Raw genomic sequence first — 25,833 nt, 5'->3', positions numbered from 1 at the left:
TCCTCCCCATCCCTGAACGTGTTGCGGCGACTTCCATACCACGTTCGCATGCCCCCGCGCGACCGTCGCGGGAAGCGTCCGGGCTGTGCTAGAACCAGGGGCCCCGTAGCAAGCAAGCCCCCGGTTGCCATGCCCCACGCCGACTTCATCCACCTGCGCGTCCATTCCGCCTATTCGCTGTCGGAAGGTGCGATCAAGGTGAAGGAGCTGGTCAAGCTCTGCCTGAAACAGCAGATGCCGGCCGTCGCGGTCACCGACACCGGCAACCTGTTCGGCGCCCTGGAATTCGCGCTGGCTGCCTCCGATGCCGGCGTGCAGCCGATCATCGGCACCGTGCTGGGCATCACCCGCGTCGGCCCCGCTCAGACCAAGCCCGGCCTGCCCGGCAAGGCGGCGGCCACCCCCGACCAGCTCGTCCTGCTCTGCCAGAACGAGGAGGGCTACCGCAACCTCGCAGCGCTGGTGTCCAAGGCCTTCCTTGAGTCGGACCCGCTGGCCGGCCCGCAGGTGACGCTGGACGCGCTGGACGGCCATTCGGCCGGGCTGATCGCGCTGACCGGCGGACCCGGCGGCTCGGTCGGCCGGCTGCTGCACGAGGGGCAGAAGGATCTGGCGCTCGACGTCCTGGAGCGGCTGAAGCGGCTGTTCCCCGGCCGCCTCTATGTCGAGCTTCAGCGGCACGAGGGCGGGCGCGGCCATTTCGCCGCGGCGGAGAACGCCATCGAACCGGCGCTGATCGACCTCGCCTATGCCCACGGCCTGCCGCTGGTCGCCACCAACGACTGCTATTTCGCCACTGCCGACATGTACGAGGCGCACGACGCGCTGATGTGCATCGCCGAGGGCGCCTATCTCAGCCAGGAGGACCGCCGCCGCCTGACCCCCGACCACCGCTTCAAGTCGGCGGAGGAGATGCGGCTGCTGTTCGCCGATCTGCCGGAGGCGCTGGACAACACCGTCGCCATCGCCCGGCGCTGCTCCTTCCTGCTGAAGCCGATCAAGCCGATCCTGCCGCCGTTTGCCTGCGAAGGCGGCCGTACCGAGGACGACGAGCTGCGCGCCCAGTCGCGCGCCGGCCTGGAGGAGCGGCTGGAGAAGGTCGTCTACACCCCCGACATGACGCCGGAGCAGCGCGCGGAGACGAGGCGGACCTATTTCGAGCGGCTGGAGTTCGAGCTGGACGTCATCGTCAAGATGAAGTTCCCCGGCTACTTCCTGATCGTGTCGGACTTCATCAAATGGGCGAAGACTCACGACATTCCCGTCGGTCCGGGCCGCGGGTCGGGCGCCGGCTCCGTCGTCGCCTGGGCGCTGACCATCACCGACCTCGACCCGCTGCGCTTCGGGCTGCTGTTCGAGCGCTTCCTGAACCCCGAGCGCGTGTCGATGCCCGACTTCGACATCGACTTCTGCCAGGACCGCCGCGAAGAGGTCATCCGCTACGTCCAGAACAAGTACGGCTACGACCGCGTCGCCCAGATCATCACCTTCGGTAAGCTCCAGGCGCGCGCCGTGCTGCGCGACGTCGGCCGCGTGTTGCAGATGCCCTACGGTCAGGTCGACAAGATCTGCAAGATGGTGCCGAACAACCCGGCCAACCCGGTGACGCTCCAGCAGGCGCTGGACAGCGAGGAGATGCTGCGGCAGGCACGCGATGGCGACGACACCGTGCGCCACCTGATCGACATCGCCCTGAAGCTGGAAGGCCTCTATCGCCACGCCTCGACCCACGCCGCCGGCGTGGTGATCGCCGACCGGCCCTTGCAGGAGCTGGTGCCGCTCTACCGAGACCCGCGCTCCGACATGCCGGTCACCCAGTTCAACATGAAATATGTCGAACAGGCCGGCCTGGTGAAGTTCGACTTCCTGGGTTTGAAGACGCTGACCGTGCTGAAGACGGCGGTCGACCTGATCCCCGAGAAGCCGGACCTGACCACCGTCCCGCTGGACGACGAGAAGAGCTACCAGCTGCTCAGCCGGGCCGAGGCGACCGGCGTGTTCCAGCTGGAAAGCTCGGGCATGCGCGACGTCCTGCGCCGGCTGAAGCCGAACCGGCTGGAGGACATCATCGCGCTGGTGTCGCTCTACCGTCCCGGCCCGATGGACAACATCCCGAAATACATCCGGGTGAAGAACGGCGAGGAAAAAGCCGACTACATGCATGACAGCCTGGAAGGCATCCTGAAGGAGACCTTCGGGATCATGATCTACCAGGAACAGGTCATGCAGATCGCCCAGGTGCTGTCCGGCTATTCGCTGGGCGGCGCCGATCTTCTGCGCCGCGCCATGGGCAAGAAGATCAAGGAGGAGATGGACAACCAGCGCAAGATCTTCTGCGACGGCGCGGAGTCGCGCGGCGTCAAGGCCGATCTGGCCAGCATGATCTTCGACCAGGTCATGAAGTTCGCCGGCTACGGCTTCAACAAGAGCCACGCCGCCGCCTACGCCCTGGTCGCCTACCACACCGCCTATCTCAAGGCCAACCACCCGGTGGAGTTCATGGCGGCGTCGATGACGCTCGACCTTGGCAACACCGACAAGCTGAACGTCTTCCGCCAGGAGTTGGCGCGGCTGCGCGTCAAGCTGCTGACTCCGGACATCAACAAATCCGACTCCATCTTCGGGGTCGAGCAGCTGGCCGACGGGACCAAGGCGGTGCGCTATGCGCTGGCCGCCGTCAAGGGCGTCGGCCAGCCCGCCATGCGCGCGGTGGTGGAGGAGCGGCGGAAGAACGGCCCCTTCAAGAGCCTGTTCGACTTCGCCCGCCGGCTGGATCTGAAGACCATCAACAAGCGCCAGCTTGAGAATCTCGCCTGCGCCGGCGCCTTCGACGGGCTGAACCCCAACCGCGCCCAGGTCCATGCCGCGCTGGAGACCATCATCCGCTACGCCCAGGCGGAGGCGGCGGAGCGCGACAGCGGCATCGGCAACTTGTTTGGCGGCGGCGGGGGCGGCCTGCCCGAACCGGAACTGCCCAAGGTCAAGGACTGGGAGCCGCTGGAGAAGCTGAAGCACGAGTTCGGCGCCATCGGCTTCTACCTGTCGGCCCACCCGCTCGACGCCTATTCCGGCCCGCTCGGCCGCATGAAGGTGGTGCGCTCGGCCGATCTGGCGAACGTCGCCAAGGCCGGCGGCATGACCCGCCGCGCGATGGCCGGCATCATCGTGTCGAAGAAGGAGAAGACCTCCAAGTCCGGCAACCGCTTCGCCTTCGTCGAGCTGTCGGACGCCGCCGGCGGCTACGAGGTCACGCTGTTCTCGGAAATCCTGGCGGCCAACCGCGCCCTGCTGGAGCCGGGCAACGCGGTTCTGCTGACCGTCGACGTCCAGTTGAACGGCGAAGAGATCCGCCTGACCTGCCAGGAGATCAAGCCGCTGGAGGAGGCCGTCGCCTCGGTCAGCGCCGGCCTGCGCGTCGTCCTGCGCGACCCCGGCCCGATCGAGCATCTGCGCGCCACGCTGGATCGGCTGTCGCGCGGCAAGAGCCGCATCAATGTGCTGGTCGAGGTCGACCCGCTGAAGGAGATCGAGATCGAGCTGCCCGGCAGCTACACCATCACCGCGCAGAGCCGCTCGGCCCTGAAGGCGGTGCCGGGCGTGGTGGAGGTGGCGGAGCTTTGATGACGGTGGCGGCGCCCGCCTTCGGGCGCTTCATCGCCATCGACTGGTCCGGCGCGCTGGCCAAGCGCTACGCCGGCATCGCGGTGGCGGAATGTGCCGCGGGCGATGCCGCCCCACGGCTGGTCGAGGGCCCCGGCGGCTGGTGGTCGCGGACGGCGGTGTTCGACTGGCTGCGTGCGGAACTGCCGAAAGAACCGGCCCTGGTGGGAATCGACTGCGCCTTCTCCCTGCCCTTCGCGGTGGCGGCGCACGGCTTTCCTGGGCGCGAGGCCACCGTCTTCGATCTATGGGACGCGGTGGAGGAGATCTGCGCGGCGGAGCCCGACTTCGGCGGTGGTCCCTTCGCCAGCCATCCGCTGCACGGGGTCGGCTTCTGGCATGGCGGGCCGCAGCCGGACTGGTACGAGGACCCGCACCGCGCCACCGAATGGGCCTGCCGCGCCGATGGGCTGGGCCACCCGCAGAGCCCCTACAAGCTGATCGGCTCGCGTCAGGTCGGCAAAGGGGCGCTTGCCGGCATGCGGGTGCTGCGCGCCCTGCGCACCGCCCTGCCCGGCCGGCTAGCGGTCTGGCCCTTCGATGACCCGGCACCGGGCGCCAGCGTGATGGTGGAGATCTACCCGCGCCTGTTCCTGAAACACACCGGCTTCGGCCAGCGCAAGATCCGCGACGGCGCCGAGATGGACGAGGCGCTTCGCCGGCTGGGCTCGCATCCGCTGGAGCGGACCGGGGCGGTCAGCGACCATGACAGCGATGCGCTGGTGTCGGCCGCCGGCCTGCGCTGGCTCGCCGGCACCCCGCGCGCCTGGGCACCGCCGGGGCTGGACGACACCGCAAGGCGGCAGGAGGGGTGGATCTTCGGGGTGGGAATGACCGGATCATGAGCGCAATCGGCATCACGTCGGCACAGGGCCTCGCACAGCGGCCCTCGCGCCGGCCGGCAATCGACGTGGCCCGCGGGTTGGCGCTGCTGGCGATGGCGGCCTATCACGGAAGCTGGGACGCCACCTATTTCGGCCTCGCCGGCTTCGACCTGCTGGGCGACCCGCTGTGGCTGGCTGCCCGCACCGCGATTCTGTCGAGCTTCCTGCTGCTGGCCGGCATCGGGCTGGTGCTGGCGAGCCGCGACGGGATCGACGCCGGGCGTTTCCTGCGCCGGTTGGGGCGGGTGGCGGCCGGGGCCGCGGCGGTCTCGGCGGCATCCTATGCCCTGTTTCCCGACAGCCCGATCTTCTTCGGCGTGCTGCACCACATCGCGGTGGCGAGCGTCATCGGCCTCGCCTTCGTCCGCCTGCCCGCCAGTGTGACCCTGACGGCGGCGGCAGCGGCGGTGCTGGTCGGGACGACCCAGGGCTTCCCGCTGTTCGACAGCCCCTGGCTGCGCTGGATCGGGCTGACCAGCGTGGCGCCGGATTCCAACGATTACGTGCCGCTTCTGCCCTGGATCGGCGGCGTGCTGGCCGGGATCGGGCTTGGCCGGCTGCGGCCTGGACTGGGCGAGGGGGTGGCGGTGAACGGCCGCGCCGCGCGGCTGCTCGCCTTCGGCGGCCGGCACAGCCTTGCCGTCTATCTGCTGCACCAGCCTCTGCTGTTCGGGATCGCCTGGGCCGCGGCGCAGCTGATGCCGGCGGAAACGCTCGCCGTACGCAGTTTCCAGGCGTCCTGCGTGGCAAGCTGCGAGCGCGCCGGCGTGGCGAAAGTCACCTGCACCGCCAACTGCGGCTGCGTGCAATCCGAACTGGCGCGCAATGGCCTATGGGAGGGCTTCGTCGCCAACCGCCTCAACGAGCGCGACCAGCGCGGTCTGCAGGCGGCGGTCGCCGCTTGCCGCAAGCCCTGACGGGCGGCCGGGCTCAAACGCCCGAACCACGCCGGGCGGTCAGACGGACTGGCGCTTTTCCAGCAGGCCGCGCAGCAGGCTGGTCAGCGTCTCGGCCAGCTTGTACTGCTCGTCGCCCGGCAGCGCGGCGATGATGCCGGCGAAGTCGTTCAGCGGGTCGTGGCGCAGCAGTTCCAGCGCCTTCGGCGTCGGGTGCAGCTGGGTGACGCGGCGGTCCTCCGGAACCGGCACGCGGACCAGCAGGTCCTTGCCCACCAGCACCTCGACCATCTGCGAGGCGGCCCCGCGGGTCGTGGCGTGGAAATCGGCGAAGGCCGACACGGTGCGCTGGCTGTTGTTGGCCCCGGCGAAATAGCGGAGCGCCGTCCACTGCGACGGCTTCAGGCCATGGGTATAGCCAAGGCTGTCGGCAATATGGGAGATCTGCAGCATCACGTCGGCGATGGCCTGCGGCGAGGCAGCCCCCGCGTGATCGGGTTCGGCGAAGTCCATGGTGGCTCCGATGGCTCCGGCTCCGATCGGCGTCCGGTCCAGCGTCCCGTTGTTCCGGACCGACATCCGGCCCGCAGCAACACCGCGCACTTTTGCGAAGTCCATTTTTTCCACTCTATAAAGTTTAGTGGCTATACGATGGGCGCATCACAAGGCTGGCGGCTATCGCTGTAAGGCGGCAGCCACATCGATCATAAGATCGTCATACATACTAGCGTGGCTGAACACAAAACGGAACATCGAACACTTCATCCTTTTGTTGCAAATTGTCGCATTGGCTTGAGCCCGGCGAAGGAGGAGCAAAGGGATGGACAAGGCGCTGGAAGACCTCAAAGGCATGACAGACCCCGGCAAAACCGGCATGCCGGCCATGCCCGGGCGCTCAAACGCCATGTTTCACTGGCGTAATCTTTGAATCGGCGGTATACGCGCGCGATGACCACATCCCCCGTTCCGAAGTCCGCATCGCCGGCCGCCGCCCAGACCATGGGCGCCCCGAAGGTCGGCATCGTCAGCCTCGGCTGCCCGAAGGCGCTCGTCGATTCAGAGCGTATCCTCACCCGCCTGCGCGCGGAGGGGTACGAGATCTCCCCCAGCTACGACGGCGCGGACGTCGTGCTGGTCAACACCTGCGGCTTCCTCGACAGCGCCAAGAAGGAATCTCTGGACGCCATCGGCGAGGCGATCAAGGAAAACGGGCGGGTGATCGTCACCGGCTGCATGGGCGTGGAATCGGACATGATCCGGCAAGTCCACCCCGGGGTGCTGGCCGTCACCGGTCCGCACCAGTACGAGCAGGTGGTCAGCGCCGTGCACGAGGCGGTGCCGCCGACGCACAACCCCTTCACCGATCTGGTGCCGCCGGAAGGGCTGCGGCTGACCCCGCGCCATTACGCCTATCTGAAGATTTCCGAAGGCTGCAACAACCGCTGCAGCTTCTGCATCATCCCGTCCCTGCGCGGCGATCTGGTCAGCCGGCCGATCCATTCGGTCCTGCGCGAGGCGGAGAAGCTGGCGGTTGCCGGCGTCAAGGAACTGCTGGTCATCTCGCAGGACACCAGCGCCTACGGCGTCGACGTGAAGTACAAGTCGGAGAAATGGTACGACCGCGAGGTCCGCACCCGCTTCTTCGACCTGTGCAACGAGCTGGCGAACTTCGACCTGTGGGTCCGCCTGCATTATGTCTACCCCTACCCGCATGTGGACGAGGTCATCCCGCTGATGGCGGAGGGCAGGATCCTCCCCTATCTCGACATCCCGTTCCAGCATGCCTCGCCCACCGTGCTGAAGGCGATGCGCCGCCCGGCCGCCCAGGAAAAGCAGCTGGACCGCATCCGCAAGTGGCGCGACGAGTGCCCGCATCTGGTCCTGCGCTCCACCTTCATCACCGGTTTCCCCGGCGAGACGGAGGAGGACTTCCAGTTCATGCTGGACTGGCTGAAGGAGGCCCAGCTCGACCGCGTCGGCTGCTTCAAGTACGAGCCGGTCGAGGGTGCGACCGCCAACGACCTGCCCGGCGCCGTCCCGGAAGAGGTCAAGCAGGAGCGCTGGGAGCGCTTCATGGAGACGCAGAAGGCGATCAGCGCCGAACGGCTCCAGCAGAAGGTCGGCTATACGCTGGGCGTCCTGATCGACGAGGTCGACGAGGACGGCGCCATCGGCCGCTCCTATGCCGATGCGCCGGAGATCGACGGCAACGTCTTCCTGAACGGCGAGACCGGCTTGAAGCCGGGCGACATGGTCGACGTCACCATCGAGCATGCCGACGAGTACGACCTGTGGGGCAGCGTCGAGCGCGATCTCTGAACCCTGTCTATCGACCGACTGGAGAGCGCCATGCCCGTCACGCCGGACGATGCCAGACTGATGGACGTCCAGCAGGGCGGGCGCTGCTTCTTCTGCGACGGGCCGGTGGGGGCGAAGGCCACCTTCGACCATCTGATCCCCCAGGCCTATGGCGGGATCGACGATCCGGCCAACGTCGTGCTGGCGCACCGCCGCTGCAACCAGCGCAAGGACGACCGCCTGCCGACCGACGAGGAACTCGACCGGTTCTTCGCGCTGCGCCGCTCCAGCCGGCTCGGCGTCTGGCCGCCCCTGCGCGTGTTGCGCGACGAGGGGGAGGGAGCGGACGAGGAGGAGCGCTGGATCGCCCTGGCGCAGGCCATCTCCCAGGCCATCGCCCAGCAGATCGCACGGCAACGGTGAGAGCGCCCGAAACCAAAGCGGCCCGATCCGGTTAACGGAAGACACCTTATATATAGAAGGAGCGTCGCCGATGACCGGCCAGCAGAACAAGCAGCCCCACACCGAAGAGACCGTCCGCCATACCGAGGGCGAGCAGAACACCGGCAACCACAAGAAGCCGGACGCCCCCGACGCCAAGGGCGCCGACCGCTTCGGCGGCACCCGTGCCGGTGCCGAGAATGTCGAGCCGAAGAAGTAGGCTGCGGGAATACGGGCTTTTCAGGCTGGCATCGCACCGCCGGCCTGTGCGAGATCCGGGGGCGGCATCCGCAGGCTTCATGCCGGGGGGCCGCCCCCACGTCGCACCCATGACCCGGCATCCGTGACCAGAATGGCTCCCTCGATCTTCAAGCGATACAAGCTGCACTTCACCCGCCCGCTGCCGGGGCTGCGTCCGGGACGGCCGGAACGCGACGCCATGGTGGACCGGGTGCGGCGGCTGGCCAGCGAGAACGGCATGGCCGGCGACCTCCACACCATCGCCCCCAACGCCGGCTTCGGCATTCTGGAAGTGCGCTGCACCGAACGTCTGGCCCGCCGCCTGTCGGACCTGTCGGAGATCGAGACCGTCCAGGAGGCCTGACGGCTGGCGACGGACGGCAGGCAGCGCGGAGGTGGTACATGGCTGGCAGTGGCGTTCCCCTGCCCTAGGTCAGGCCGGACCGGTCACGCGACAGCGAGCCACCGGACCAACCACGATATTCAAAGGGAGACATCAACATGGCGATGCGGCAATCGGACGCCGAATGGCGTGGCGACCTCAAATCGGGCAGCGGCACGATGCGGCTGGGCAGCGGCGCCTTCGAAGGCAGCTATTCCTTCCCGTCGCGCTTCGAGAACGGCCAGGGCACCAATCCGGAGGAACTGATCGCGGCGGCCCATGCCGGCTGCTTCTCCATGGCGCTGTCGGCCGGGCTCTCCCAGGCCGGCCACACGCCGACCCGCGTCCACACCACCGCCAAGGTGCATCTTGAGAAGGCCGGTGCCGGCTTCGCCATCAGCCGGATCGAGCTGGAGTGCGAGGCGGAAATCCCGGGCATCGACGAGGCCACCTTCCAGGAACAGGCGAACGGCGCCAAGGCCAACTGTCCGGTGTCGAAGGCGCTGGCCGGCACCCAGATCAGCCTGACCGCCAAGCTTCTCTGACCCGTCCCGCAGAAAAGGCAGCGTCCCGCGGCAGCAAGCGTACCGGTGCAGATAATGCAGCGAGCCACCGGCGGCGAAGCTGCCGCGGCGCTTCATGTCTTCCAAACCTTCCGCTCTGCCGAAGGGCAGATTGACCCCGCCGCTTCCGCCCACCCATAGTGCGGCCTTGCGTGTGCGGGAGCCCATCTTCCGTCCGCCGATCCCATCGAACGACGGTCAATGTTCATCGCAGTCCTTCGCCTTTGCCGGCCGATATTTCTTCTGTTCGCGCTGCCGCTCGCGGCGCTGGCGACGGCTGCCGCCGCCCAGACCGTGGGAGAGTTGGGCAGGGAGCTGGGTGGGGAACTGGGCCGGGAGCCGGTGATCCTGGCGCTGGACGGTGAATTCGGGCTGACCAACAGCACCTCGGCCGAGGCCATCGAACGCGGCATCCTGACCGCCATCGACGACATCAACCGCCAGGGCGGCGTGCTGGGCGGGCGGCCGCTGGAACTGATCACGCGCGAACACCGGTCGATCTCCGCCCGCGGCATCAAGAACATCCGGGAACTGGCCACCATTCCGGATCTGATCGCCGTGTTCGGCGGCCGGTTCAGCCCGGTGGTGATCGAGGAGCTGCCGGTCCTGGAACAGACCCGCACCCTGTTCCTGGCCCCCTGGTCGTCGGCCGACGCCATCGTCGACAACGACATGGAGCCCAACTACATCTTCCGCCTGTCGCTGCGCGACAGCCTGGCGATGCCCTTCCTGCTGAAGCGCGCCGCCGACCGCGGCTTCACCCGTGTCGGGCTGCTGCTGACCAACACCGCCTGGGGCCGCTCCAACCTGGAAGCCGCCAAACGCCATCTCGCCGGCCACAAGATCCCGGATCTGGCCGGCACCGCCTGGTACAACTGGCGCGACCGCTCGCTGCTCGACAAGTATCAGGCGCTGGCCGAGGACGGCGCCCAGGCGATCCTGCTGGTCGCCAACGACGACGAGGCCGCCGTTCTGGTGCGCGAGGTGGCCGCCCTGCCGGCGCAGCAGCGGCTGCCGATCCTCAGCCATTGGGGCGTCACCGGCGGCAACTTCGTCGGACAGGCAGGCGCGGCGCTCAGCGAGGTCGATTTCACCGTGATCCAGACGGTCAGCCCCCTCCGCATCCCGCCGGACCGGCTGGCCCCGGTGCTGGAGACCGCCGGGCGGCTGTTCGGCATCCGCCGGCCGGAGGACATCGTGTCGCCGGTGGGCTTCCTGCATGCCTACGATCTGACCCGCATCCTGGCGCTGGCCATCGACCGTGCCGGCACCACCGACCGCGCCGCGGTGCGCGACGCGCTGGAACAGGTCGGCCCCTATCGCGGCGTGATCCGTGACTTCGACCGCCCCTTCGCCCCCGGCCGCCACGAGGCGCTTGGGTCCGACGACCTGCTGATGGCACGGTTCCGCAGCGACGGCGTGCTGGTCCCGGTGGATTGAGAACACGGATGACCGATCCCACCCCCCTCGATCCGCCGGCCTACGGCACCATCCCGCGCACCGCGCAGCGGATGCTGACCTCGGGCCGTCTGGCGCGCCGCTTCGCGCTGGTGTCGCTGATGCTGGGCGTGCTGATCGCCATCCTGATCGGCGCCAGCCTGTATGTGGTGTCCAGCCGCCATCTGGCCCGCCAGCACCATGCCAATGTGGAAGCCAACGCCAGCCTCGCCGCCCGCCAGACCGAAGGGCTGCTGAACACGCTGGTGACCACGGTGCGCGAGCTGGCGGACAACAGCATGCTCGCCACCGCGCTGGTCGATTCCGCCGGCAAGGAAACCTACCTGATCCCCTTCCTGGGCAGCTTCAACCACATCGCCAGCGTTCCGGTAGCCCTGGTCTTCACCGATTTCGAAGGGGAGCCGATCGCCGACAACGGCCGCCATGCCGACCCGCTGGCCGTCGCACCCGCCGACATGGCCTGGCTGCGCGCCGCCATCGCCGCCGGCAAGCCGGCCGCACGCGTGGTGCAGCAGGGCGACACGCAGTTCCTGCTGGCGGCGGAGATGCTGATCTATTCCCGCACGATGTCGCCGGAAGGGGCGCTGCTCTACAAGGTGCCGCTCGACTTCCTGGTGCTGCATCCGGAGGCCGAGCTTCTCTACGCCGGTGACGCACCGAAGCCGCCGCCGCCCGACATGATGGCGGTGACGGTGCCGCTGAGCGTGCCGGAACGGCTGGCGTCGCTGGGGCTGACGCTGCGGCTGGAGGCACCGGAAACACCGCCCTCGGCGCTGCTCTCCTGGATGCTGCCCGCCTACGGGATGGTGGGGCTGGCCGCCCTGCTGGCGATCTATGTCGGCAGCCGCGCCGTCGGCAACCACATGACCCGCTCCCTGCGCGAACTGGAACGGCTGGCCGGCGCCATCGCCACCGACGGCTTCACCGGCCAGCGCGCCGAGGTGCGCGGCAACGACGAGGTGTCCGCCCTGGCGCGCGGCTTCAACGCCATGCTGGACCACATCGCCGGCATCCAGCGCGACCGCGAGATGCGCGCGGCGGAGGAGATCACCATCCAGCGCACGCTGGCCGAGCGCGCCGAGCAGGCCCGCGCCGAGGCGGAAAGCGCGCGCAACGAGACGGAACGCTCGCGCCAGGAGGCGGTGATGGCGCTGATGGTGGCGGAGCGCGCCAACGCCGCCAAGACGCATTTCCTGGCCGCGGCCAGCCACGACCTGCGCCAGCCGGTGCAGTCGCTGGTCCTGCTGACCTCGGCGCTGGCGATCCGGCTGGGCGACCACCCCGCCGCCTCCCTGGTCGGCAGCATCGAGGCGTCGATGGACGCGCTGTGCCGCCTGCTCGACGCCATCCTCGACATCTCCAAGCTGGATGCCGGCACGGTGTCGCCCAATGTGCAGGCGGTGTCGCTCGGCACCATCTTCGCGCGGCTGGAGGACGAGTACCGCCTGCGCGCCGCGGAGAAGGGTGTCGCCTTCCGCAGCGTTCCCACCGGCATGAGGCTGAACGCCGACGCAGCACTGCTGGAGCGGATCATCCGCAATCTGGTGGAGAACGCCCTGCGCTACACCGACCATGGCCGCATCCTGCTGGGCTGCCGCCATGCCCGCGGGGTCTTGCGCATCCAGGTCTACGACACCGGCATCGGCATCCCGCCCGAACATCTGGAGCGGATCTTCCACGAATTCTATCAGGTCTCCAACCCCACCCGCGACCGCGGCAAGGGGCTGGGGCTGGGGCTGGCCATCGTCGACCGGCTGGCACGGCTGCTGGGATACCGCGTGCATGTCGCCTCCCGGCCGAACAAGGGGTCCTGCTTCACGCTGGAGATCCCCATCCCTGCCCTGCCGGCCGTCGAGGCGCCGTCGGCACCGGCACCGGCCGAACAGGCGCCGGAGCCGGGACGCGGCACCGCCCTGGTCATCGACGACGATCCTCTGGTCCGCGAAGGCCTGACCCTGCTGATCGAGGATTTCGGCTGGAGGGTGACCGCGGCCGACAGCGCCGGCCATGCGCTGCGCCTGCTGAGCGGCCAGGACCGTCCGCCCGATCTGGTGATCGCCGATTACCGGCTGGAGGCGGGCGCCACCGGTCTGCAGGCCATCCAGGCCGTCGAGGTCGCCCTGCGCGGCCGGGGCTTCAGGGTTCCGACCAGCGTGGTCCTGACCGGCGACACCGCACCGCAGCGTATCGCCGACGCGGAGGCCAGCGGCTACCGCATCCTGCACAAGCCCATTGCCGCCAAGGAGGTCGCGCAACTGCTGAGCGACGCCGTTCCGGAGCGGGCCGGAACCGAGGGTGGGCGGAAGACCGGCAGCCGGCGCAATCCCGTCATCCTGCCGGGCTGATCGCGCCGGGCTCACTCGAACCGGTTGACCGGTTGAACCGGTTCGAGTGGGCCGACGCGCCCCTCAGGTCATCTGCGGCCGGATTGCCCGGCGGCGTCCACCTGCAGAACCAGCCGTTCTATCGCCCTTACGGCGCTTTGCTGATACCCGTCCGCCAATCCGGCAGTCTCCTGCCGCAGATGAGCCGCCGCCGCGTCCTCAAGCACGCCCCGGGCCTCCTCCACCGTAAGGAGGCCTTTTTCCACCATGGCGATCACCAACGATTCACAAATCGAGAGAGCGGCCATCCCCGCCGCCCCATCCTCCGCCGTCATCATGCCCCCCGTGTTATTGGATGGTGCTTACCGTCCGGCCATGCTGCCGGTACGTCCAATTGCATAGGGAACAACACCACGGTCGGCCGCGCGTCACAGACCGTTCGAGAAAAATATTTGGCTGATTAACCTATGTTGTGGCCGCCTTTGCCGAAAACCCTAAACGTTCGAGCTCACGCGGAACCGGGTCAACTGCGCGTCCGTTTATCAAAGCGCCAATATTAGGACAAAGAAGGCAAAGACGACCATGACTCGCGCACCGGCGAGCCGCGCCCTAGAGCCCACTCCATTGTGGCTTAAATTGAGCAGCTACCTCATCCTGTCGGACGAGGAAAAGTTGTACCTTACCGATTTGGAAAGGACAATTGCCCGAGTGTCTCCACGAACCGATCTACTCCAACAGGGTGAAAGATATCGGGACGTGCGGATCATGCGGGACGGCTGGGCGATCCGTCACAAGGCTTTGCCCGATGGCCGGCGTCAGGTCGTGAACTTCGTCCTGCCGGGCGACATCATCGGCATGTATTGCACGTTGTTCGAATCGGCCGACCACAGCGTCACCACGCTGACCCCGGTCGAGGTGGCGAGCTTCCCGCCGGAACGGCTCGGCGAGATGTTCCGCTCCTTTCCGCGCCTCGCCGCGGCGCTCGCCTGGTCGGGCGCACGCGAGGAAGCGATCCTGGCGGAGCGGCTGCTCAGCCTGGGGCGGCGGACCGCGCTGGAGCGCACCGCCCACCTGCTGGTCGAACTTCTGCGCCGCCTCAGCATCGTCAACATGGTGACCGACGGCCATTTCGTCCTGCCGGTGACGCAGGAGATCCTGGCCGACGCGCTGGGTCTGAGCATCGTCCACATCAACCGGACCCTGCGCCGGCTGCGCGACAGTGGCCTGATCGAAGTGAATGGCCAGCGCATCACCGTCAACGACGTGCGCCAGCTTGCCTCCGTCGGTCAGTTCGACGAGTTGTACCTCCATATGATCCGCGCCCCCCGTCGCCTGGAGCGCACCTTTTCCGGCGCCGGCGCGTAAGGCGCTGGCTTCGGCCGTTCAAATCCCCCCGAAGCCGCGCCTCCCTCCCCCCATCCGCTAGCGTCGCAGTTCCCCGTCACCAGCCCTCCCCCGCCCGGCGGAGCGGCTCCTGACGGGACGCCTGCGCCCGACCGATGCGTGCCGCCGGCCCAATCCGCAGCGCCGGGGTCAACCATCGGTCCGGCAGCGATCCCCCCTGCCCGCCCAGCCTTTTCTGCGCCGCACAAAATCCGCAAAACCGCAGCATCGGTGTATCGGTGGCGGTATTCCTGTGCCCATTCTCCCTGCGCACCACCCCGGCATGCGCTCGGGATTTTCAAATCAATGCATTGTTATGAAACGCTTTTATGCGCCCACGCCGCCCCACCCCTAAAGCGACACACAATTCCTCTTTACAGTCTTTGATCTGTATCATATTTTTCCTTCAGAAATTGTTCGCTGGACGCGCAATCCATCTCGGGGATGCCGATGTACACGCAGGGTTTGGATGCCAAGACCGAGCAGGGCGCTCAACCGTCCCCCCGGCTGGTGACGGAGCAGGAAACGGCTCTCCAGGGCCGCTTCCAGGAGCGCGTCGATGCGGAGGAGAAGATCGAGCCGCGCGACTGGATGCCGGAAGGCTACCGCCGCACGCTGGTCCGCCAGATCTCGCAGCATGCCCATTCGGAAATCGTCGGCATGCTGCCGGAAGGGAACTGGATCACCCGCGCGCCGACGCTGCGCCGGAAGGTGGCCCTGCTGGCCAAGGTGCAGGACGAGGGCGGGCACGGCCTCTACCTCTACAGCGCCGCCGAGACGCTGGGCGTGTCGCGCGACGAGCTGATCGGCCAGCTGCTGTCGGGCAAGGCCAAATATTCCAGCATCTTCAACTACCCGACCCCGACCTGGGCCGACATCGGCGCCATCGGCTGGCTGGTCGACGGTGCTGCGATCATGAACCAGGTGCCGCTCTGCCGCTGCTCCTACGGGCCCTATGCCCGCGCCATGGTCCGCATCTGCCGCGAGGAGAGCTTCCACCAGCGCCAGGGCTACGAGCTGATGCTGGCGCTGGCCCAGGGCACGGCCGAGCAGAAGCGGATGGCGCAGGACGCGCTAAACCGTTGGTGGTGGCCGTCGTTGATGATGTTCGGCCCGTCCGACAACCAGTCGGCCCACTCCGCCCAGAACATGGCCTGGAAGATCAAGCGCTTCTCCAACGACGAGCTGCGCCAGCGCTTCGTCGACGCCACGGTACCGCAGGCCGAGTTCCTGGGATTGACCATCCCGGACCCGGAGCTGCGCTTCAACGCCGAGACCGGTCATTACGAGTTCGGCGCCATCGACTGGACCGAGTTCAACGAGATCCTGAAGGGCAACGGCCCCTGCAACCGCGAACGCATCGAGGCCCGCCAAAAGGCGTGGGACGACGGCGCCTGGGTGCGCGAGGCCGCCACCGCCCATGCCGCCAAACGCAAGCAGCGCGCCCTGAAGAAGGCCGGCTGACCGAAGAATCCCGAGGGGAAGAGACGATGGACCGTAAGGACTGGCCGCTGTTCGAGATCTTCATCCGGCCGAAGAACGGGTTGTCGCACAAGCATGTCGGCAGCCTGCACGCCGCCGACGCCCGCATGGCGCTGGACAATGCCCGCGACGTCTACACCCGCCGCGGCGAGGGCGTCAGCATCTGGGCGGTTCCGGCATCCAGCATCGCGGCGTCCGACCCGACCGACAAGGCCAGCCTGTTCGACCCGGCCGACGACAAGGTCTACCGCCACCCGACCTTTTACGACATCCCCGCAGACGTCAAAAACATCTAGCCGGAAGACCATCTGATGAGCACGGATCTCAAGGAGGCCCTGTTCGGCTACACGCTGCGGCTGGGCGACACCTCGCTGGTGCTTGGGCACCGGCTGTCGGAATGGTGCGGCCATGCGCCGGAGCTGGAAGAGGACATCGCGCTGACCAACGTCGCGCTCGACCTCGTCGGCCATGCCCGCATGCTGCTGACCTATGCCGGCGAGCTGGAGGGCAAGGGCCGCGACGAGGACCGCCTCGCCTACCGGCGCGACGTCTTCGACTACCGCAATCACCTGCTGGCCGAGCAGCCCAACCGCGACTTCGGCCACACCATCGTCCGCCAGTTCCTGCACGATGCCTGGGCGGTGGAGCTGTACGGGCGGCTCTGCGCCTCGACGGACGAGACGCTGGCCGGCATCGCCGCCAAGGCGGTGAAGGAGGTGCGCTACCATGTCCGCCACAGCGGCGATTGGCTGGTGCGGCTGGGCGACGGCACCGACATCAGCCATGCCAAGGTCGCCGACGCACTGGGCCGGCTTTGGCCCTACACCGGCGAAATGTTTGAGCGCGACGAGGCCGAACAGGCGCTGGTCGCCGCCGGCATCGTTCCCGACCCGGCCGAGCTGAAGGCCGCCTGGACCGCCCGCGTCGAAGCGGTTCTGGAGGACGCCACGCTCGACCGCCCGGCCGACGGCTGGATGCAGAAGGGCGGCCGCCGCGGCGAGCACAGCGAGCATCTGGGCTATCTGCTGGCCGAGATGCAGTTCCTGCCGCGCGCCTATCCCGACGCGACCTGGTGAGGATGCCATGCCGGATGCAGCGGGCTGCTGGGGACCGGAACCGGGTGCCGATGCGGTGGTGAAAGCCGCCTGGGGCGCGCTGGCCGGGGTGATGGATCCGGAGATCCCGGTGCTGAGCATCGTCGATCTCGGCATCGTCCGCGCCGTCTCGGCCGATGCGGACGGCCGGCTGTCGGTGGCCCTGACGCCCACCTATTCCGGCTGCCCCGCCACCAACGTGATCGTGCTGGAGGCGGAAACCGCGCTGGCCCGCGCACGCCTCGACGCCCGCGTCTCGGTGGTGATCGCCCCGCCCTGGACGACCGACTGGATCAGCGACGCCGGCCGGGACAAGCTGGCCGAGGTTGGCATCGTCCCGCCGCCGCACTCCGGCAAGCGGGCGCTGACGGCACCGGACGAGGTGATCGCCTGTCCGCGCTGCGGATCGGAGGACACACGCCAGATCAGCCGCTTCGGCTCGACCGCCTGCAAGGCGCTGCACGCCTGCAACGCCTGCCTCGAACCGTTCGACGTGTTCAAATGCCATTGATCCAAATGCCATTGAGCGGCTTCGGCGGAGCACCCTCCGCGCCGCAAGGACGGACCCCATGACCAGCCCCAGCTTCCACCCGCTGACCATCCGCGAGTGCCGCCGGGAGACGGCGGACACCGTGTCGATCGCCTTCGACGTGCCGGCCGATCTCGCCGACCGCTTCCGCTTCGTCCAGGGCCAGTACCTGACCCTCAAGACCCGCATCGGCGACGAGGAGGTGCGGCGCTCCTATTCCATCTGCTCCGGCGCAGGCGACGGCGAGTTGCGCGTGGCGGTGAAGAAGGTGGATGGCGGGCTGTTCTCCACCCACGCCAACCAGTCGCTGGCGCCCGGCGCGGTGCTGGAGGTGATGACGCCGATGGGGCGCTTCCACACCCCCGTCGATCCGGCAGCATCCCGCACCTATGTCGCCTTCGCCGCCGGCAGCGGCATCACCCCGGTGATGTCGATCCTGAAGACCGTGCTGGCGCAGGAGCCGAAGAGCCGCTTCGTGCTGGTCTATGGCAACCGCACCGTCTCCTCGATCATCTTCCGGGAGGAGCTGGAAGACCTGAAGAACCGCTACATCGGCCGGCTGGTCATCCACCATGTGCTGAGCCGCGAACCGGAAGAGGCCGGGCTGCTGGGCGGGCGCATCGGCGCCGGTCTGGTGCGCGAACTCTGCGCCGGCCCGCTCAAGGCTGAGGACATCGACGCCGCCTTCCTCTGCGGCCCCCAGCCGATGGTGGAGGAGGTGCGCGACACCCTTGCCGCCTGCGGCACGCCGCCTGCCAACATCCATGTCGAGCTGTTCGGCACCACGACCGCCGCGCGACCCGCGGCGAAAAAGGCGCCAACCGACAGCCCCACCGATGCCGCCACCATCGCCGTTCTTCAGGACGGCAAGCGCAAGGAATTCACCCTGCCCTATGATGGCGAGAGCATCCTGGAGGCCGCACACCGGCATGGCGCCGACCTGCCCTATTCCTGCAAGTCCGGCGTCTGCTGCACCTGCCGCGCCAAGGTCCGCGAAGGCAAGGTCGAGATGGCCGAGAACTACTCGCTGGAGCCGTGGGAGGTCGAGGCCGGCTATGTCCTGACCTGCCAGTCGCGCCCGCTGACCGAACGGGTCGTCATCGACTTCGACGCCGCCTGAGCAAAGACAGCCAACAACGAGAAAAAGGAAACGCCCCGCCATGACCACCACCCCGCAGAGCTTGTTCGAGACGCACGAGGCGACGTTGCAGAAGGCCGTCGAGGCCTGCCGCAGCCGCGCCTACTGGTCGGCCTTCCCCGAAATGCCGAGCCCGCGCGCCTATGGCGAGACGGCGGCGGCGGATGGCGAGGCGGCCTTCGCGGCCTACCGCGACAAGCCCTTCGAGCTGGACCAGCCGGGCGTGACCGCAACGGCGGGGGGCGAGCGCTCGCCCTTCGGCTTCGACCTCGGCATCAGCTATCCGGTGTCGGACGTCGAGGCGCTGGTGACTGCCGCCAAGGCGGCGATGCCGGGCTGGCGCAAGGCGGGTCCGAATGGCCGGGCCGGCGTCTGCCTGGAAATCCTGAAAAGGCTGAACGCCCGCAGCTTCGAGATCGCCAACGCGGTGATGCACACCACCGGGCAGGCCTTCATGATGGCCTTCCAGGCCGGCGCTCCCCATGCCCAGGACCGCGGGCTGGAGGCCGTCGCCTATGGCTGGAAGGCGATGAGCGACCAAGCCCCGGCGGCGCGCTGGGAGAAGCCGCAGGGCAAGAACCCGCCGCTGGTGATGGACAAGCGCTTCGAGGTGGTCGGTCGCGGCGTCGGGCTGGTCATCGGCTGCGCCACCTTCCCGACCTGGAACGGCTATCCCGGCCTGTTCGCCAGCCTCGTCACCGGCAACGCGGTGATCGTGAAGCCCGGCCCGACCGCCATCCTGCCGCTCGCCATCACCGTCAGGATCGCGCGCGAGGTGCTGGTGGAGTGCGGGCTCGACCCCAACCTCGTCACGCTCGCCATCGGCGACACAATCGCCAAGGATCTGGCGCTGCGGCCGGAGGTGGCGGTGATCGACTACACCGGCTCGACCGGTTTCGGAGACTGGCTGGAGCAGAACGCCCGCCACGCCCAGGTCTATACCGAGAAGGCCGGCGTCAACAGTGTGGTCATCGACGGCACCGACGACCCCAAGGGCATGGTGCGCAACCTCGCCTTCACGCTCAGCCTCTATTCGGGCCAGATGTGCACGACGACCCAGGTCATCTTCGTGCCCAAGGACGGCATCCAGGCCGGTGCCGACCGCATGAGCTTCGATCAGGTGGTTTCCGCGCTGGCCGGCGGCGTCGACAAGTTCCTCTCCGACCCGGAACGCGCGGTGGAGGTGCTGGGCGCCATCCAGTCCGACGCAACGCTCGCCCGCATCGACGAGGCCGCCACGCTCGGCACCGTCGTGCTGCCGTCGCGCGCCATTTCCCATCCGAAGTTCCCGGACGCCCGCATCCGCACGCCGCTGATCCTGACCATGGATGCGGCCGACGAGGACAAGTACGGCCATGAGCTGTTCGGCCCGATCTCCATCATCGTGAAGACCGACAGCACCGCCGACAGCCTGGAGCGCGCCGCCCGCCTGACCCGGACCAAGGGGGCGCTGACCACCGGCCTCTACAGCACCGACCCGCAGCTGATCGAGCAGGCGACCGACCTGTTCGTCGAGGCCGGCGTCGCCCTGTCGGTCAATTTGACCGGCGGCGTCTTCGTCAACCAGTCGGCGGCCTTCAGCGACTTCCACGGCACCGGCGCCAACCCGGCGGCCAATGCCGCGCTGTGCGACCTCGCCTTCGTCGCCAACCGCTTCCGCGTGGTGCAGAGCCGCGTCCCGGTTCTGGAGACTGCGCAATGAGCGAGAAAACGATCCTTCTCGACATCGCCGATGGAGTCGCCACCGTCACGCTGAACCGGCCGGACCGGCTGAACAGCTTCACCGCGGCAATGCATGAGGAACTGCGCGGCGCGCTGGCCGCCGTGCGCGAGGACAAGACCGTCCGCTGCCTGCTGCTGACCGGGGCCGGCCGCGGCTTCTGCGCCGGGCAGGATCTGTCCGACCGCGCCGTCGCTCCGGGCCAGGAGGCGCCGGACCTCGGCGCGTCCATCGAGACCAACTACAACCCGCTGGTCCGCACGCTCCGCGAGCTGCCGATGCCGGTGATCTGTGCTGTCAATGGCGTCGCCGCCGGGGCCGGCGCCAACATCGCGCTCGCCTGCGACATCGTGCTGGCGGCGCGGTCGGCCAGCTTCATCCAGGCCTTCTGCAAGATCGGGCTGATCCCCGACAGCGGCGGGACCTGGACCCTGCCGCGTCTGGTCGGCCACGCCCGCGCCATGGGCCTCGCCATGCTGGGCGACAAGGTTTCGGCCGAACAGGCGGCAGCCTGGGGCATGATCTGGAAGGCGGTCGATGACGACAAACTGGCGGAGGAGGCCGGAGCGCTCGCCCGCCAGCTCGCCACCCAGCCGACACACGGCCTTGCGCTGATCAAGCGGGCGCTGAACGTCTCGCTGGACAACGACCTGGACAGCCAGCTCGACCTGGAACGCGACCTCCAGCGCGAAGCCGGCCGCACCCGGGACTATCGCGAGGGCGTCGCCGCCTTCGTGGGCAAGCGTGTGCCGAAATTCGAGGGGCGGTGATGGCGGCGCTCGAACCCTCCGTCACCGTCGCGGTGGTCGGGGCCGGCGCCATGGGCCAGGGCATCGCCCAGGTCGCGGCGCAGGCCGGCCACCCGGTCCTGCTGGTCGATGCCCGCCCCGGCGCGGCCCAGGCCGCCGTCGGGTCCATCGCCAAGGCGCTGACCTTGCTGGTCGAGAAGGGCAAGCGCACCGCGGCGGAACGCGACGCCACGGTCAGCCGGCTGCGTGCGGTGGACGGCCTGTCCGACCTCGCCCCCGCCGGCCTGGTGGTGGAGGCCATCGTCGAGGATCTCGACGTCAAGCGCCGCCTGTTCGCCGAGCTTGAGGGCATCGTCGGCGAAAGCGCCATCCTCGCCACCAACACCTCGTCACTGTCGGTCACCGCCATCGGCGCCGGGGTGCAACGGCCGGAGCGGCTGGCGGGCCTGCATTTCTTCAACCCCGCCCCCTTGATGGCGCTGGTGGAGATCGTCAGCGGCCTCGCCACCGATGCGGCGGTGCTGGGCACGCTGTTCGACACGGCGAAGGCCTGGGACAAGAGCCCGGTGCGCTGCCGCTCCACCCCCGGCTTCATCGTCAACCGGGTCGCCCGCCCCTTCTACGCCGAAGGGCTGCGGCTGTTGCAGGAGCAGGCCGCCGATCCCGCCACCATCGACGCCGTGATGCGCGAGGCCGGCGGCTTCCGCATGGGGCCGTTCGAGCTGATGGATTTGATCGGCCATGACGTGAACTTCGCCGTCACCCGCTCGGTCCACGCCGCCTATTTCGGCGACCCGCGCTTCCAGCCCTCGCTGATCCAGCAGGAGCTGGTCGAGGCCGGGCGTCTCGGCCGCAAGACCGGCCGCGGCTTCTACGACCACAGCCCCGGCGCCGCCAGGCCGGTGCCGCGCAACGCCGAACCGGGCGTGAGACCTGACCGCGTGCTGGTGCAAGGCGACCTCGGCCCCGCCGCTTCGCTGGTCGGGCTTCTGCGCGAGACCGGCATCTCCGTCGAAGAGACTTCCGGCTCCGGTTTGATGCTGGTGGACGGCGTCACGCTGGCACTCACCGACGGCCGCACCGCCACCGCCCGCGCCGCCGACGACGGGCTCGCGCCCTTGGTGCTGTTCGATCTGGCGCTGGACTACGCCAAGGCCACCCGCGTGGCGCTGGCCCCCGCCGACGGCACGCCGGCGGACGCGCTCGCCGTCGCCGCCGGGCTGTTCCAGGCGCTGGGCAAGGCGGTGTCGGTGATCGACGACGCCCCCGGTCTGGTGGTGATGCGCACCGTCGCCATGCTCGCCAGCGAGGCGGCCGACGCGGCGATGCAGGGCGTCGCCAGCGCCGCCGACATCGACATCGCGATGACCAAGGGCGTGAACTACCCGCTGGGCCCGCTGGCCTGGGCCGACCGCATCGGCCTGCCCCATGTGCTGGCCGTTCTCGACGCCCTGGCCCGCACCTACGGCGAGGACCGCTACCGCGCGTCGGCGCTGTTGCGCCGCAGGATTTCCGGAGGAAACCGCTTCCATGGCTGAGTCCCACACCGACCCCCAATCCGCCGATCTTCAGAAATTGGCCGAAGCGGTCGGCCGCGGCATGTACGAGCGCGACCATTGCGCCCAGGCCCACGGCATCGAACTGCTGGAGATCGCCCCCGGCTATGCCCGCATGAGCATGACCGTGCGCAAGGACATGGTGAACGGCCACGACATCGGCCATGGCGGCATGACCTTCACGCTGGCCGACACCGCCTTCGCCTATGCCTGCAACGCGGCGAACGAGGTGACGGTGGCGGCGGGCTGCTCCATCACCTTCCCCGCCCCGGCCAAGCTGGGCGACCTGCTGACCGCCGAATGCCGCGAAGTGCACAAGCGCGGCCGTTCCGGCGTCTACGACGTCACCGTCACCAGCCAGGACGGCACAATCGTCGGCCTGTTCCGCGGCCAGTCGGCGCGCCTCGCCGGCAGCGTGATCCCCGTTCCCGGAGCCTCCCATGCGTGAAGCCTTCCTCTGCGACGCCGTCCGCACCCCCTTCGGCCGCTACGGCGGCGGGCTGGCCCCGGTGCGCCCGGACGACCTCGCCGCGGTGCCGCTGAAGGCGCTGATGGAGCGCAACCCCGGCGTCGAATGGTCCGCCGTCGACGACGTGATCCTCGGCTGCGCCAACCAGGCCGGCGAGGACAACCGCAACGTCGCCCGCATGGCGGCGCTGCTGGCGGGATTGCCCGAGACGGTGCCCGGGACCACGGTCAACCGCCTCTGCGGCTCCGGGATGGACAGCATCGGCATGGCCGCCCGCGCCATCAAGGCGGGCGAGGCGGACCTGATCGTCGCCGGTGGCGTCGAGAGCATGACCCGCGCGCCCTTCGTCATGGGCAAGTCCGACAGCGCCTTCTCCCGGCAGGCCGAGATCTTCGACACCACCATCGGCTGGCGTTTCGTCAATCCGTTGATGAAGGCAAGGTTCGGCATCGACAGCATGCCGGAGACGGCGGAGAACGTCGCCGCCGACTACGCCATCTCCCGCGCCGACCAGGACGCCTTCGCCGTCCGCAGCCAGCAGCGCGCCGGCCGTGCCCAGGAATCCGGCCGCCTCGCCCGCGAGATCGTCCCGGTCGCCATCCCCCGCCGCAAGGGCGAGCCGACGATAATCTCCGCCGACGAGCATCTGCGCCCCGACACCACGCTGGAAGCGCTGGCCAAGCTCTCAACCCCCTTCCGCAAGGAGGGCGGCAGCGTCACCGCCGGCAATGCGTCCGGCGTCAATGACGGCGCCGCCGCGGTGATCGTGGCGTCGGCCGACGCGGTGAAGCGCTATGGCCTGACCCCGCGCGCCCGTGTCGTCGGCACCGCGGTGGCCGGCGTGGCGCCGCGCGTGATGGGCATCGGCCCGGCCCCGGCGACGCAGAAGCTGCTGGCCCGCCTCGGCCTCTCCATCGGCGACGTCGACGTGATCGAGCTGAACGAGGCCTTCGCCGCACAGGGCCTCGCGGTGCTGCGCCTGCTGGGCCTGCCCGACGATGCCGAGCATGTGAACCCGAATGGCGGCGCCATCGCGCTCGGCCATCCGCTCGGCGCCAGCGGCACCCGGCTGGTCGCCAGCGCGGTGATGGAGCTGGAGGACCGCAAGGCGACCCGCGCGCTCTGCACCATGTGCATCGGCGTCGGCCAGGGCATCGCCATGATGGTGGAGCGGGTCTGAACGAAAACCGGCAACACCGGCCGTCAAGCGCCGGGCATCAGTACGAAGGGAGAAGCGCACCATGTCCATCATGACCGATACCGGCGTTACCGAGGGCGCGAAAGCCGGCATGGACCGCTACGAGTTCGCCAGCCGCGACGAGATCGTCGCGATGCAGACGGAGCGGCTGGCATGGTCGCTGCGTCACTCTTATGCCAACGTCGCGTCCTTCCGAGCCAAGTGCGAGGCGAAGGGCGTCCATCCCGACGACTTCAAGGAATTGAAGGATTTGGCGCTCTTCCCCTTCACCGTGAAGGACGATCTGCGCCGCGCCTACCCCTATGGCATGTTCGCCGTGCCGATGGAGGACATCGTCCGCGTCCATGCCTCCAGCGGCACCACCGGACGGCCGACAGTGGTCGGCTACACCAAGGGCGACATCGACGTCTGGTCGGAGGTCGTCGCCCGCTCCATCCGCGCGGCCGGCGGCACGCGCAACGACATCGTGCACATCGCCTACGGCTACGGCCTGTTCACCGGCGGCCTCGGCGCCCATTACGGGGCGGAGCGGCTGGGCTGCGCCGTGGTGCCGATGTCGGGCGGCCAGACCGAGAAGCAGGTCCAGCTGATCCAGGACTTCAAGCCGACCATCATCATGGTCACGCCGTCCTACATGCTGAACATCGCCGACGAGATGCGCCGCCAGGGCATCGACCCGCGCGGCACCAGCCTGCGCGTCGGCATCTTCGGCGCCGAGCCCTGGACCGGTGCCTTGCGCGAGGAGATCGAGCGCACCTTCAACATCCATGCGGTGGACATCTACGGCCTGTCGGAGGTGATGGGGCCGGGCGTGGCGTCCGAATGCGTCGAGACCAAGGACGGCCCGGTGATCTGGGAGGATCATTTCTATCCCGAGATCATCGATCCCGAATCAGGCGAGGTTCTGCCGGACGGCTCCTACGGCGAGCTGGTCTTCACCACGCTCACCAAGCAGGGCATGCCGGTCATCCGCTACCGCACCCGCGACCTGACCCGGCTGCTGCCGCCGACTTCGCGCGGCATGCGGCGGATGGACAAGATCACCGGCCGGTCCGACGACATGCTCATCATCCGCGGCGTGAACGTCTTCCCGACCCAGGTCGAGGAGCTGATCTGCAAGATCCCGGCGCTGGCCCCGCATTATGAGCTGGTGGTCAGCCGCGACGGCCATATGGACAACCTCGCCGTCCGTGTGGAGATGCATGACGACATCCACCCGTCGGAATGGGACGGCCATGCCAGGCATCTCCAGCACTCGATCAAGTCGCTGATCGGCATCAGCACCCGCGTCGAGGTGGTCGAACCCGGCGGCATCGCCAGGTCCATCGGCAAGGCCAAGCGAGTGCAGGATCTGCGGCCCAAAAGCTGA

Annotated in this window: 24 protein-coding genes; 22 read left to right on the top strand and 2 right to left on the bottom strand. The window is 68.5% G+C overall.

Annotated elements, in window-relative coordinates; all coding sequences use genetic code 11:
* Positions 1-129 precede the first annotated feature (129 nt).
* The 3 genes from dnaE to TSH64_RS08685 are packed head-to-tail and all read left to right on the top strand — an operon-like array spanning position 130 to position 5,461.
* Complete coding sequence (gene dnaE, locus TSH64_RS08695; RefSeq protein ID WP_109096406.1) at positions 130-3,621, top strand: DNA polymerase III subunit alpha; 3,492 nt, start codon at positions 130-132, stop codon at positions 3,619-3,621.
* The gene (locus TSH64_RS08690) at positions 3,621-4,505 is read left to right on the top strand and encodes a hypothetical protein (protein ID WP_109096405.1); all 885 of its coding nucleotides are present in this window, start codon (positions 3,621-3,623) and stop codon (positions 4,503-4,505) included. Before dnaE ends, TSH64_RS08690 begins: the two co-directional genes overlap by 1 nt.
* Positions 4,502-5,461, top strand: a complete 960-nt coding sequence (locus tag TSH64_RS08685; RefSeq protein WP_109096404.1) for a heparan-alpha-glucosaminide N-acetyltransferase — start codon at positions 4,502-4,504, stop codon at positions 5,459-5,461. The genes TSH64_RS08690 and TSH64_RS08685 overlap by 4 nt, the downstream gene beginning before the upstream one ends.
* Before the next feature lie 39 nt (positions 5,462-5,500).
* Here TSH64_RS08685 and TSH64_RS08680 read toward each other — a convergent pair whose 3' ends face one another.
* Positions 5,501-5,953 (bottom strand): MarR family winged helix-turn-helix transcriptional regulator, encoded by a 453-nt coding sequence (locus TSH64_RS08680; RefSeq protein WP_109452428.1) that lies wholly within the window; start codon positions 5,951-5,953, stop codon positions 5,501-5,503.
* A gap of 486 nt (positions 5,954-6,439) precedes the next feature.
* Here TSH64_RS08680 and rimO point away from each other — a divergent pair, with 486 nt between their 5' ends.
* From rimO to TSH64_RS08645, 7 genes are all read left to right on the top strand, one after another.
* A complete protein-coding gene (gene rimO / locus TSH64_RS08670; protein ID WP_109452426.1) occupies positions 6,440-7,759 on the top strand; it encodes a 30S ribosomal protein S12 methylthiotransferase RimO in 1,320 nt (439 codons plus the stop codon).
* Positions 7,760-7,789: 30 nt separating this feature from the next.
* The gene (locus tag TSH64_RS08665; RefSeq protein ID WP_109096402.1) at positions 7,790-8,161 is read left to right on the top strand and encodes an HNH endonuclease; all 372 of its coding nucleotides are present in this window, start codon (positions 7,790-7,792) and stop codon (positions 8,159-8,161) included.
* A 70-nt stretch (positions 8,162-8,231) separates the two neighbouring features.
* Positions 8,232-8,399: a hypothetical protein gene (locus tag TSH64_RS35810; protein ID WP_174473426.1), complete on the top strand. Its 168-nt coding sequence runs from the start codon at positions 8,232-8,234 to the stop codon at positions 8,397-8,399.
* A gap of 132 nt (positions 8,400-8,531) precedes the next feature.
* Positions 8,532-8,783, top strand: coding sequence for a hypothetical protein (locus tag TSH64_RS08660; RefSeq protein WP_109096401.1), 252 nt, complete (start codon positions 8,532-8,534; stop codon positions 8,781-8,783).
* Between the two features lie 137 nt (positions 8,784-8,920).
* A complete protein-coding gene (locus TSH64_RS08655; RefSeq protein WP_109096400.1) occupies positions 8,921-9,346 on the top strand; it encodes an OsmC family protein in 426 nt (141 codons plus the stop codon).
* Positions 9,347-9,565: 219 nt separating this feature from the next.
* Positions 9,566-10,804 carry an ABC transporter substrate-binding protein gene (locus tag TSH64_RS08650; RefSeq protein WP_247872820.1) on the top strand — a complete coding sequence of 413 codons (1,239 nt, stop codon included), beginning with the start codon at positions 9,566-9,568 and terminating at the stop codon, positions 10,802-10,804.
* 8 nt (positions 10,805-10,812) lie between these two features.
* Positions 10,813-13,167 carry an ATP-binding protein gene (locus tag TSH64_RS08645; RefSeq protein WP_109096399.1) on the top strand — a complete coding sequence of 785 codons (2,355 nt, stop codon included), beginning with the start codon at positions 10,813-10,815 and terminating at the stop codon, positions 13,165-13,167.
* A 68-nt stretch (positions 13,168-13,235) separates the two neighbouring features.
* On the opposite strand, the gene TSH64_RS08640 is transcribed toward TSH64_RS08645, so the two are convergent.
* On the bottom strand, positions 13,236-13,454 hold the full coding sequence (locus tag TSH64_RS08640) for a hypothetical protein (protein WP_146208013.1): 219 nt from the start codon (positions 13,452-13,454) through the stop codon (positions 13,236-13,238).
* Positions 13,455-13,911: 457 nt separating this feature from the next.
* On the opposite strand from TSH64_RS08640, the gene TSH64_RS08635 reads away from it, so the two are divergent.
* The 12 genes from TSH64_RS08635 (at position 13,912) to paaK (ending at position 25,833) form a co-directional block, all read left to right on the top strand.
* Positions 13,912-14,511 (top strand): Crp/Fnr family transcriptional regulator, encoded by a 600-nt coding sequence (locus tag TSH64_RS08635; RefSeq protein WP_158285360.1) that lies wholly within the window; start codon positions 13,912-13,914, stop codon positions 14,509-14,511.
* A gap of 468 nt (positions 14,512-14,979) precedes the next feature.
* A complete protein-coding gene (gene paaA, locus TSH64_RS08630) occupies positions 14,980-15,993 on the top strand; it encodes a 1,2-phenylacetyl-CoA epoxidase subunit PaaA (protein ID WP_109096397.1) in 1,014 nt (337 codons plus the stop codon).
* Positions 15,994-16,019: 26 nt separating this feature from the next.
* Complete coding sequence (gene paaB / locus TSH64_RS08625; protein ID WP_109096396.1) at positions 16,020-16,307, top strand: 1,2-phenylacetyl-CoA epoxidase subunit PaaB; 288 nt, start codon at positions 16,020-16,022, stop codon at positions 16,305-16,307.
* A 15-nt stretch (positions 16,308-16,322) separates the two neighbouring features.
* Entirely contained in the window at positions 16,323-17,087 is a 765-nt protein-coding gene (gene paaC / locus TSH64_RS08620) for a 1,2-phenylacetyl-CoA epoxidase subunit PaaC (protein ID WP_109096395.1), read from the top strand.
* Positions 17,088-17,094: 7 nt separating this feature from the next.
* Positions 17,095-17,616: a 1,2-phenylacetyl-CoA epoxidase subunit PaaD gene (gene paaD / locus TSH64_RS08615; RefSeq protein WP_109096394.1), complete on the top strand. Its 522-nt coding sequence runs from the start codon at positions 17,095-17,097 to the stop codon at positions 17,614-17,616.
* A gap of 58 nt (positions 17,617-17,674) precedes the next feature.
* On the top strand, positions 17,675-18,754 hold the full coding sequence (gene paaE, locus TSH64_RS08610) for a 1,2-phenylacetyl-CoA epoxidase subunit PaaE (protein WP_109096393.1): 1,080 nt from the start codon (positions 17,675-17,677) through the stop codon (positions 18,752-18,754).
* Positions 18,755-18,794: 40 nt separating this feature from the next.
* Complete coding sequence (gene paaN / locus TSH64_RS08605; protein ID WP_109096392.1) at positions 18,795-20,474, top strand: phenylacetic acid degradation protein PaaN; 1,680 nt, start codon at positions 18,795-18,797, stop codon at positions 20,472-20,474.
* Positions 20,471-21,262, top strand: a complete 792-nt coding sequence (gene paaG, locus TSH64_RS08600) for a 2-(1,2-epoxy-1,2-dihydrophenyl)acetyl-CoA isomerase PaaG (protein WP_109096391.1) — start codon at positions 20,471-20,473, stop codon at positions 21,260-21,262. The genes paaN and paaG overlap by 4 nt, the downstream gene beginning before the upstream one ends.
* Entirely contained in the window at positions 21,262-22,779 is a 1,518-nt protein-coding gene (paaH, locus tag TSH64_RS08595) for a 3-hydroxyacyl-CoA dehydrogenase PaaH (RefSeq protein ID WP_109096390.1), read from the top strand. Before paaG ends, paaH begins: the two co-directional genes overlap by 1 nt.
* Complete coding sequence (gene paaI / locus TSH64_RS08590; protein ID WP_109096389.1) at positions 22,772-23,245, top strand: hydroxyphenylacetyl-CoA thioesterase PaaI; 474 nt, start codon at positions 22,772-22,774, stop codon at positions 23,243-23,245. Before paaH ends, paaI begins: the two co-directional genes overlap by 8 nt.
* Positions 23,238-24,446 carry a 3-oxoadipyl-CoA thiolase gene (gene pcaF, locus TSH64_RS08585; protein WP_109096388.1) on the top strand — a complete coding sequence of 403 codons (1,209 nt, stop codon included), beginning with the start codon at positions 23,238-23,240 and terminating at the stop codon, positions 24,444-24,446. Before paaI ends, pcaF begins: the two co-directional genes overlap by 8 nt.
* A 61-nt stretch (positions 24,447-24,507) precedes the next feature.
* Complete coding sequence (gene paaK, locus TSH64_RS08580; protein ID WP_199237512.1) at positions 24,508-25,833, top strand: phenylacetate--CoA ligase PaaK; 1,326 nt, start codon at positions 24,508-24,510, stop codon at positions 25,831-25,833.

It is taken from the genome of Azospirillum sp. TSH64 (genome assembly GCF_003116035.1).
In the GTDB taxonomy this organism is placed as follows: domain Bacteria; phylum Pseudomonadota; class Alphaproteobacteria; order Azospirillales; family Azospirillaceae; genus Azospirillum.
This window is presented reverse-complemented; position numbering and strand designations above follow the sequence as displayed.

Bases quoted from the DNA above. Each gene is read 5' to 3' on its own strand.
- TSH64_RS35810 (WP_174473426.1), top strand. From the start codon at position 8,232: ATGACCGGCCAGCAGAACAAGCAGCCCCACACCGAAGAGACCGTCCGC.
- paaC (WP_109096395.1), top strand. From the start codon at position 16,323: ATGAGCACGGATCTCAAGGAGGCCCTGTTCGGCTACACGCTGCGGCTG.
- paaA (WP_109096397.1), top strand. From the start codon at position 14,980: ATGTACACGCAGGGTTTGGATGCCAAGACCGAGCAGGGCGCTCAACCG.
- TSH64_RS08685 (WP_109096404.1), top strand. From the start codon at position 4,502: ATGAGCGCAATCGGCATCACGTCGGCACAGGGCCTCGCACAGCGGCCC.
- TSH64_RS08660 (WP_109096401.1), top strand. From the start codon at position 8,532: ATGGCTCCCTCGATCTTCAAGCGATACAAGCTGCACTTCACCCGCCCG.
- TSH64_RS08645 (WP_109096399.1), top strand. From the start codon at position 10,813: ATGACCGATCCCACCCCCCTCGATCCGCCGGCCTACGGCACCATCCCG.
- paaE (WP_109096393.1), top strand. From the start codon at position 17,675: ATGACCAGCCCCAGCTTCCACCCGCTGACCATCCGCGAGTGCCGCCGG.
- TSH64_RS08690 (WP_109096405.1), top strand. From the start codon at position 3,621: ATGACGGTGGCGGCGCCCGCCTTCGGGCGCTTCATCGCCATCGACTGG.
- pcaF (WP_109096388.1), top strand. From the start codon at position 23,238: ATGCGTGAAGCCTTCCTCTGCGACGCCGTCCGCACCCCCTTCGGCCGC.
- paaN (WP_109096392.1), top strand. From the start codon at position 18,795: ATGACCACCACCCCGCAGAGCTTGTTCGAGACGCACGAGGCGACGTTG.
- rimO (WP_109452426.1), top strand. From the start codon at position 6,440: ATGGGCGCCCCGAAGGTCGGCATCGTCAGCCTCGGCTGCCCGAAGGCG.
- dnaE (WP_109096406.1), top strand. From the start codon at position 130: ATGCCCCACGCCGACTTCATCCACCTGCGCGTCCATTCCGCCTATTCG.
- paaI (WP_109096389.1), top strand. From the start codon at position 22,772: ATGGCTGAGTCCCACACCGACCCCCAATCCGCCGATCTTCAGAAATTG.
- TSH64_RS08680 (WP_109452428.1), bottom strand. From the start codon at position 5,953: ATGGACTTCGCCGAACCCGATCACGCGGGGGCTGCCTCGCCGCAGGCC.
- paaB (WP_109096396.1), top strand. From the start codon at position 16,020: ATGGACCGTAAGGACTGGCCGCTGTTCGAGATCTTCATCCGGCCGAAG.
- TSH64_RS08650 (WP_247872820.1), top strand. From the start codon at position 9,566: ATGTTCATCGCAGTCCTTCGCCTTTGCCGGCCGATATTTCTTCTGTTC.
- TSH64_RS08655 (WP_109096400.1), top strand. From the start codon at position 8,921: ATGGCGATGCGGCAATCGGACGCCGAATGGCGTGGCGACCTCAAATCG.
- paaH (WP_109096390.1), top strand. From the start codon at position 21,262: ATGGCGGCGCTCGAACCCTCCGTCACCGTCGCGGTGGTCGGGGCCGGC.
- TSH64_RS08640 (WP_146208013.1), bottom strand. From the start codon at position 13,454: ATGGCCGCTCTCTCGATTTGTGAATCGTTGGTGATCGCCATGGTGGAA.
- paaK (WP_199237512.1), top strand. From the start codon at position 24,508: ATGTCCATCATGACCGATACCGGCGTTACCGAGGGCGCGAAAGCCGGC.
- TSH64_RS08635 (WP_158285360.1), top strand. From the start codon at position 13,912: ATGCGGGACGGCTGGGCGATCCGTCACAAGGCTTTGCCCGATGGCCGG.
- paaD (WP_109096394.1), top strand. From the start codon at position 17,095: ATGCCGGATGCAGCGGGCTGCTGGGGACCGGAACCGGGTGCCGATGCG.
- TSH64_RS08665 (WP_109096402.1), top strand. From the start codon at position 7,790: ATGCCCGTCACGCCGGACGATGCCAGACTGATGGACGTCCAGCAGGGC.
- paaG (WP_109096391.1), top strand. From the start codon at position 20,471: ATGAGCGAGAAAACGATCCTTCTCGACATCGCCGATGGAGTCGCCACC.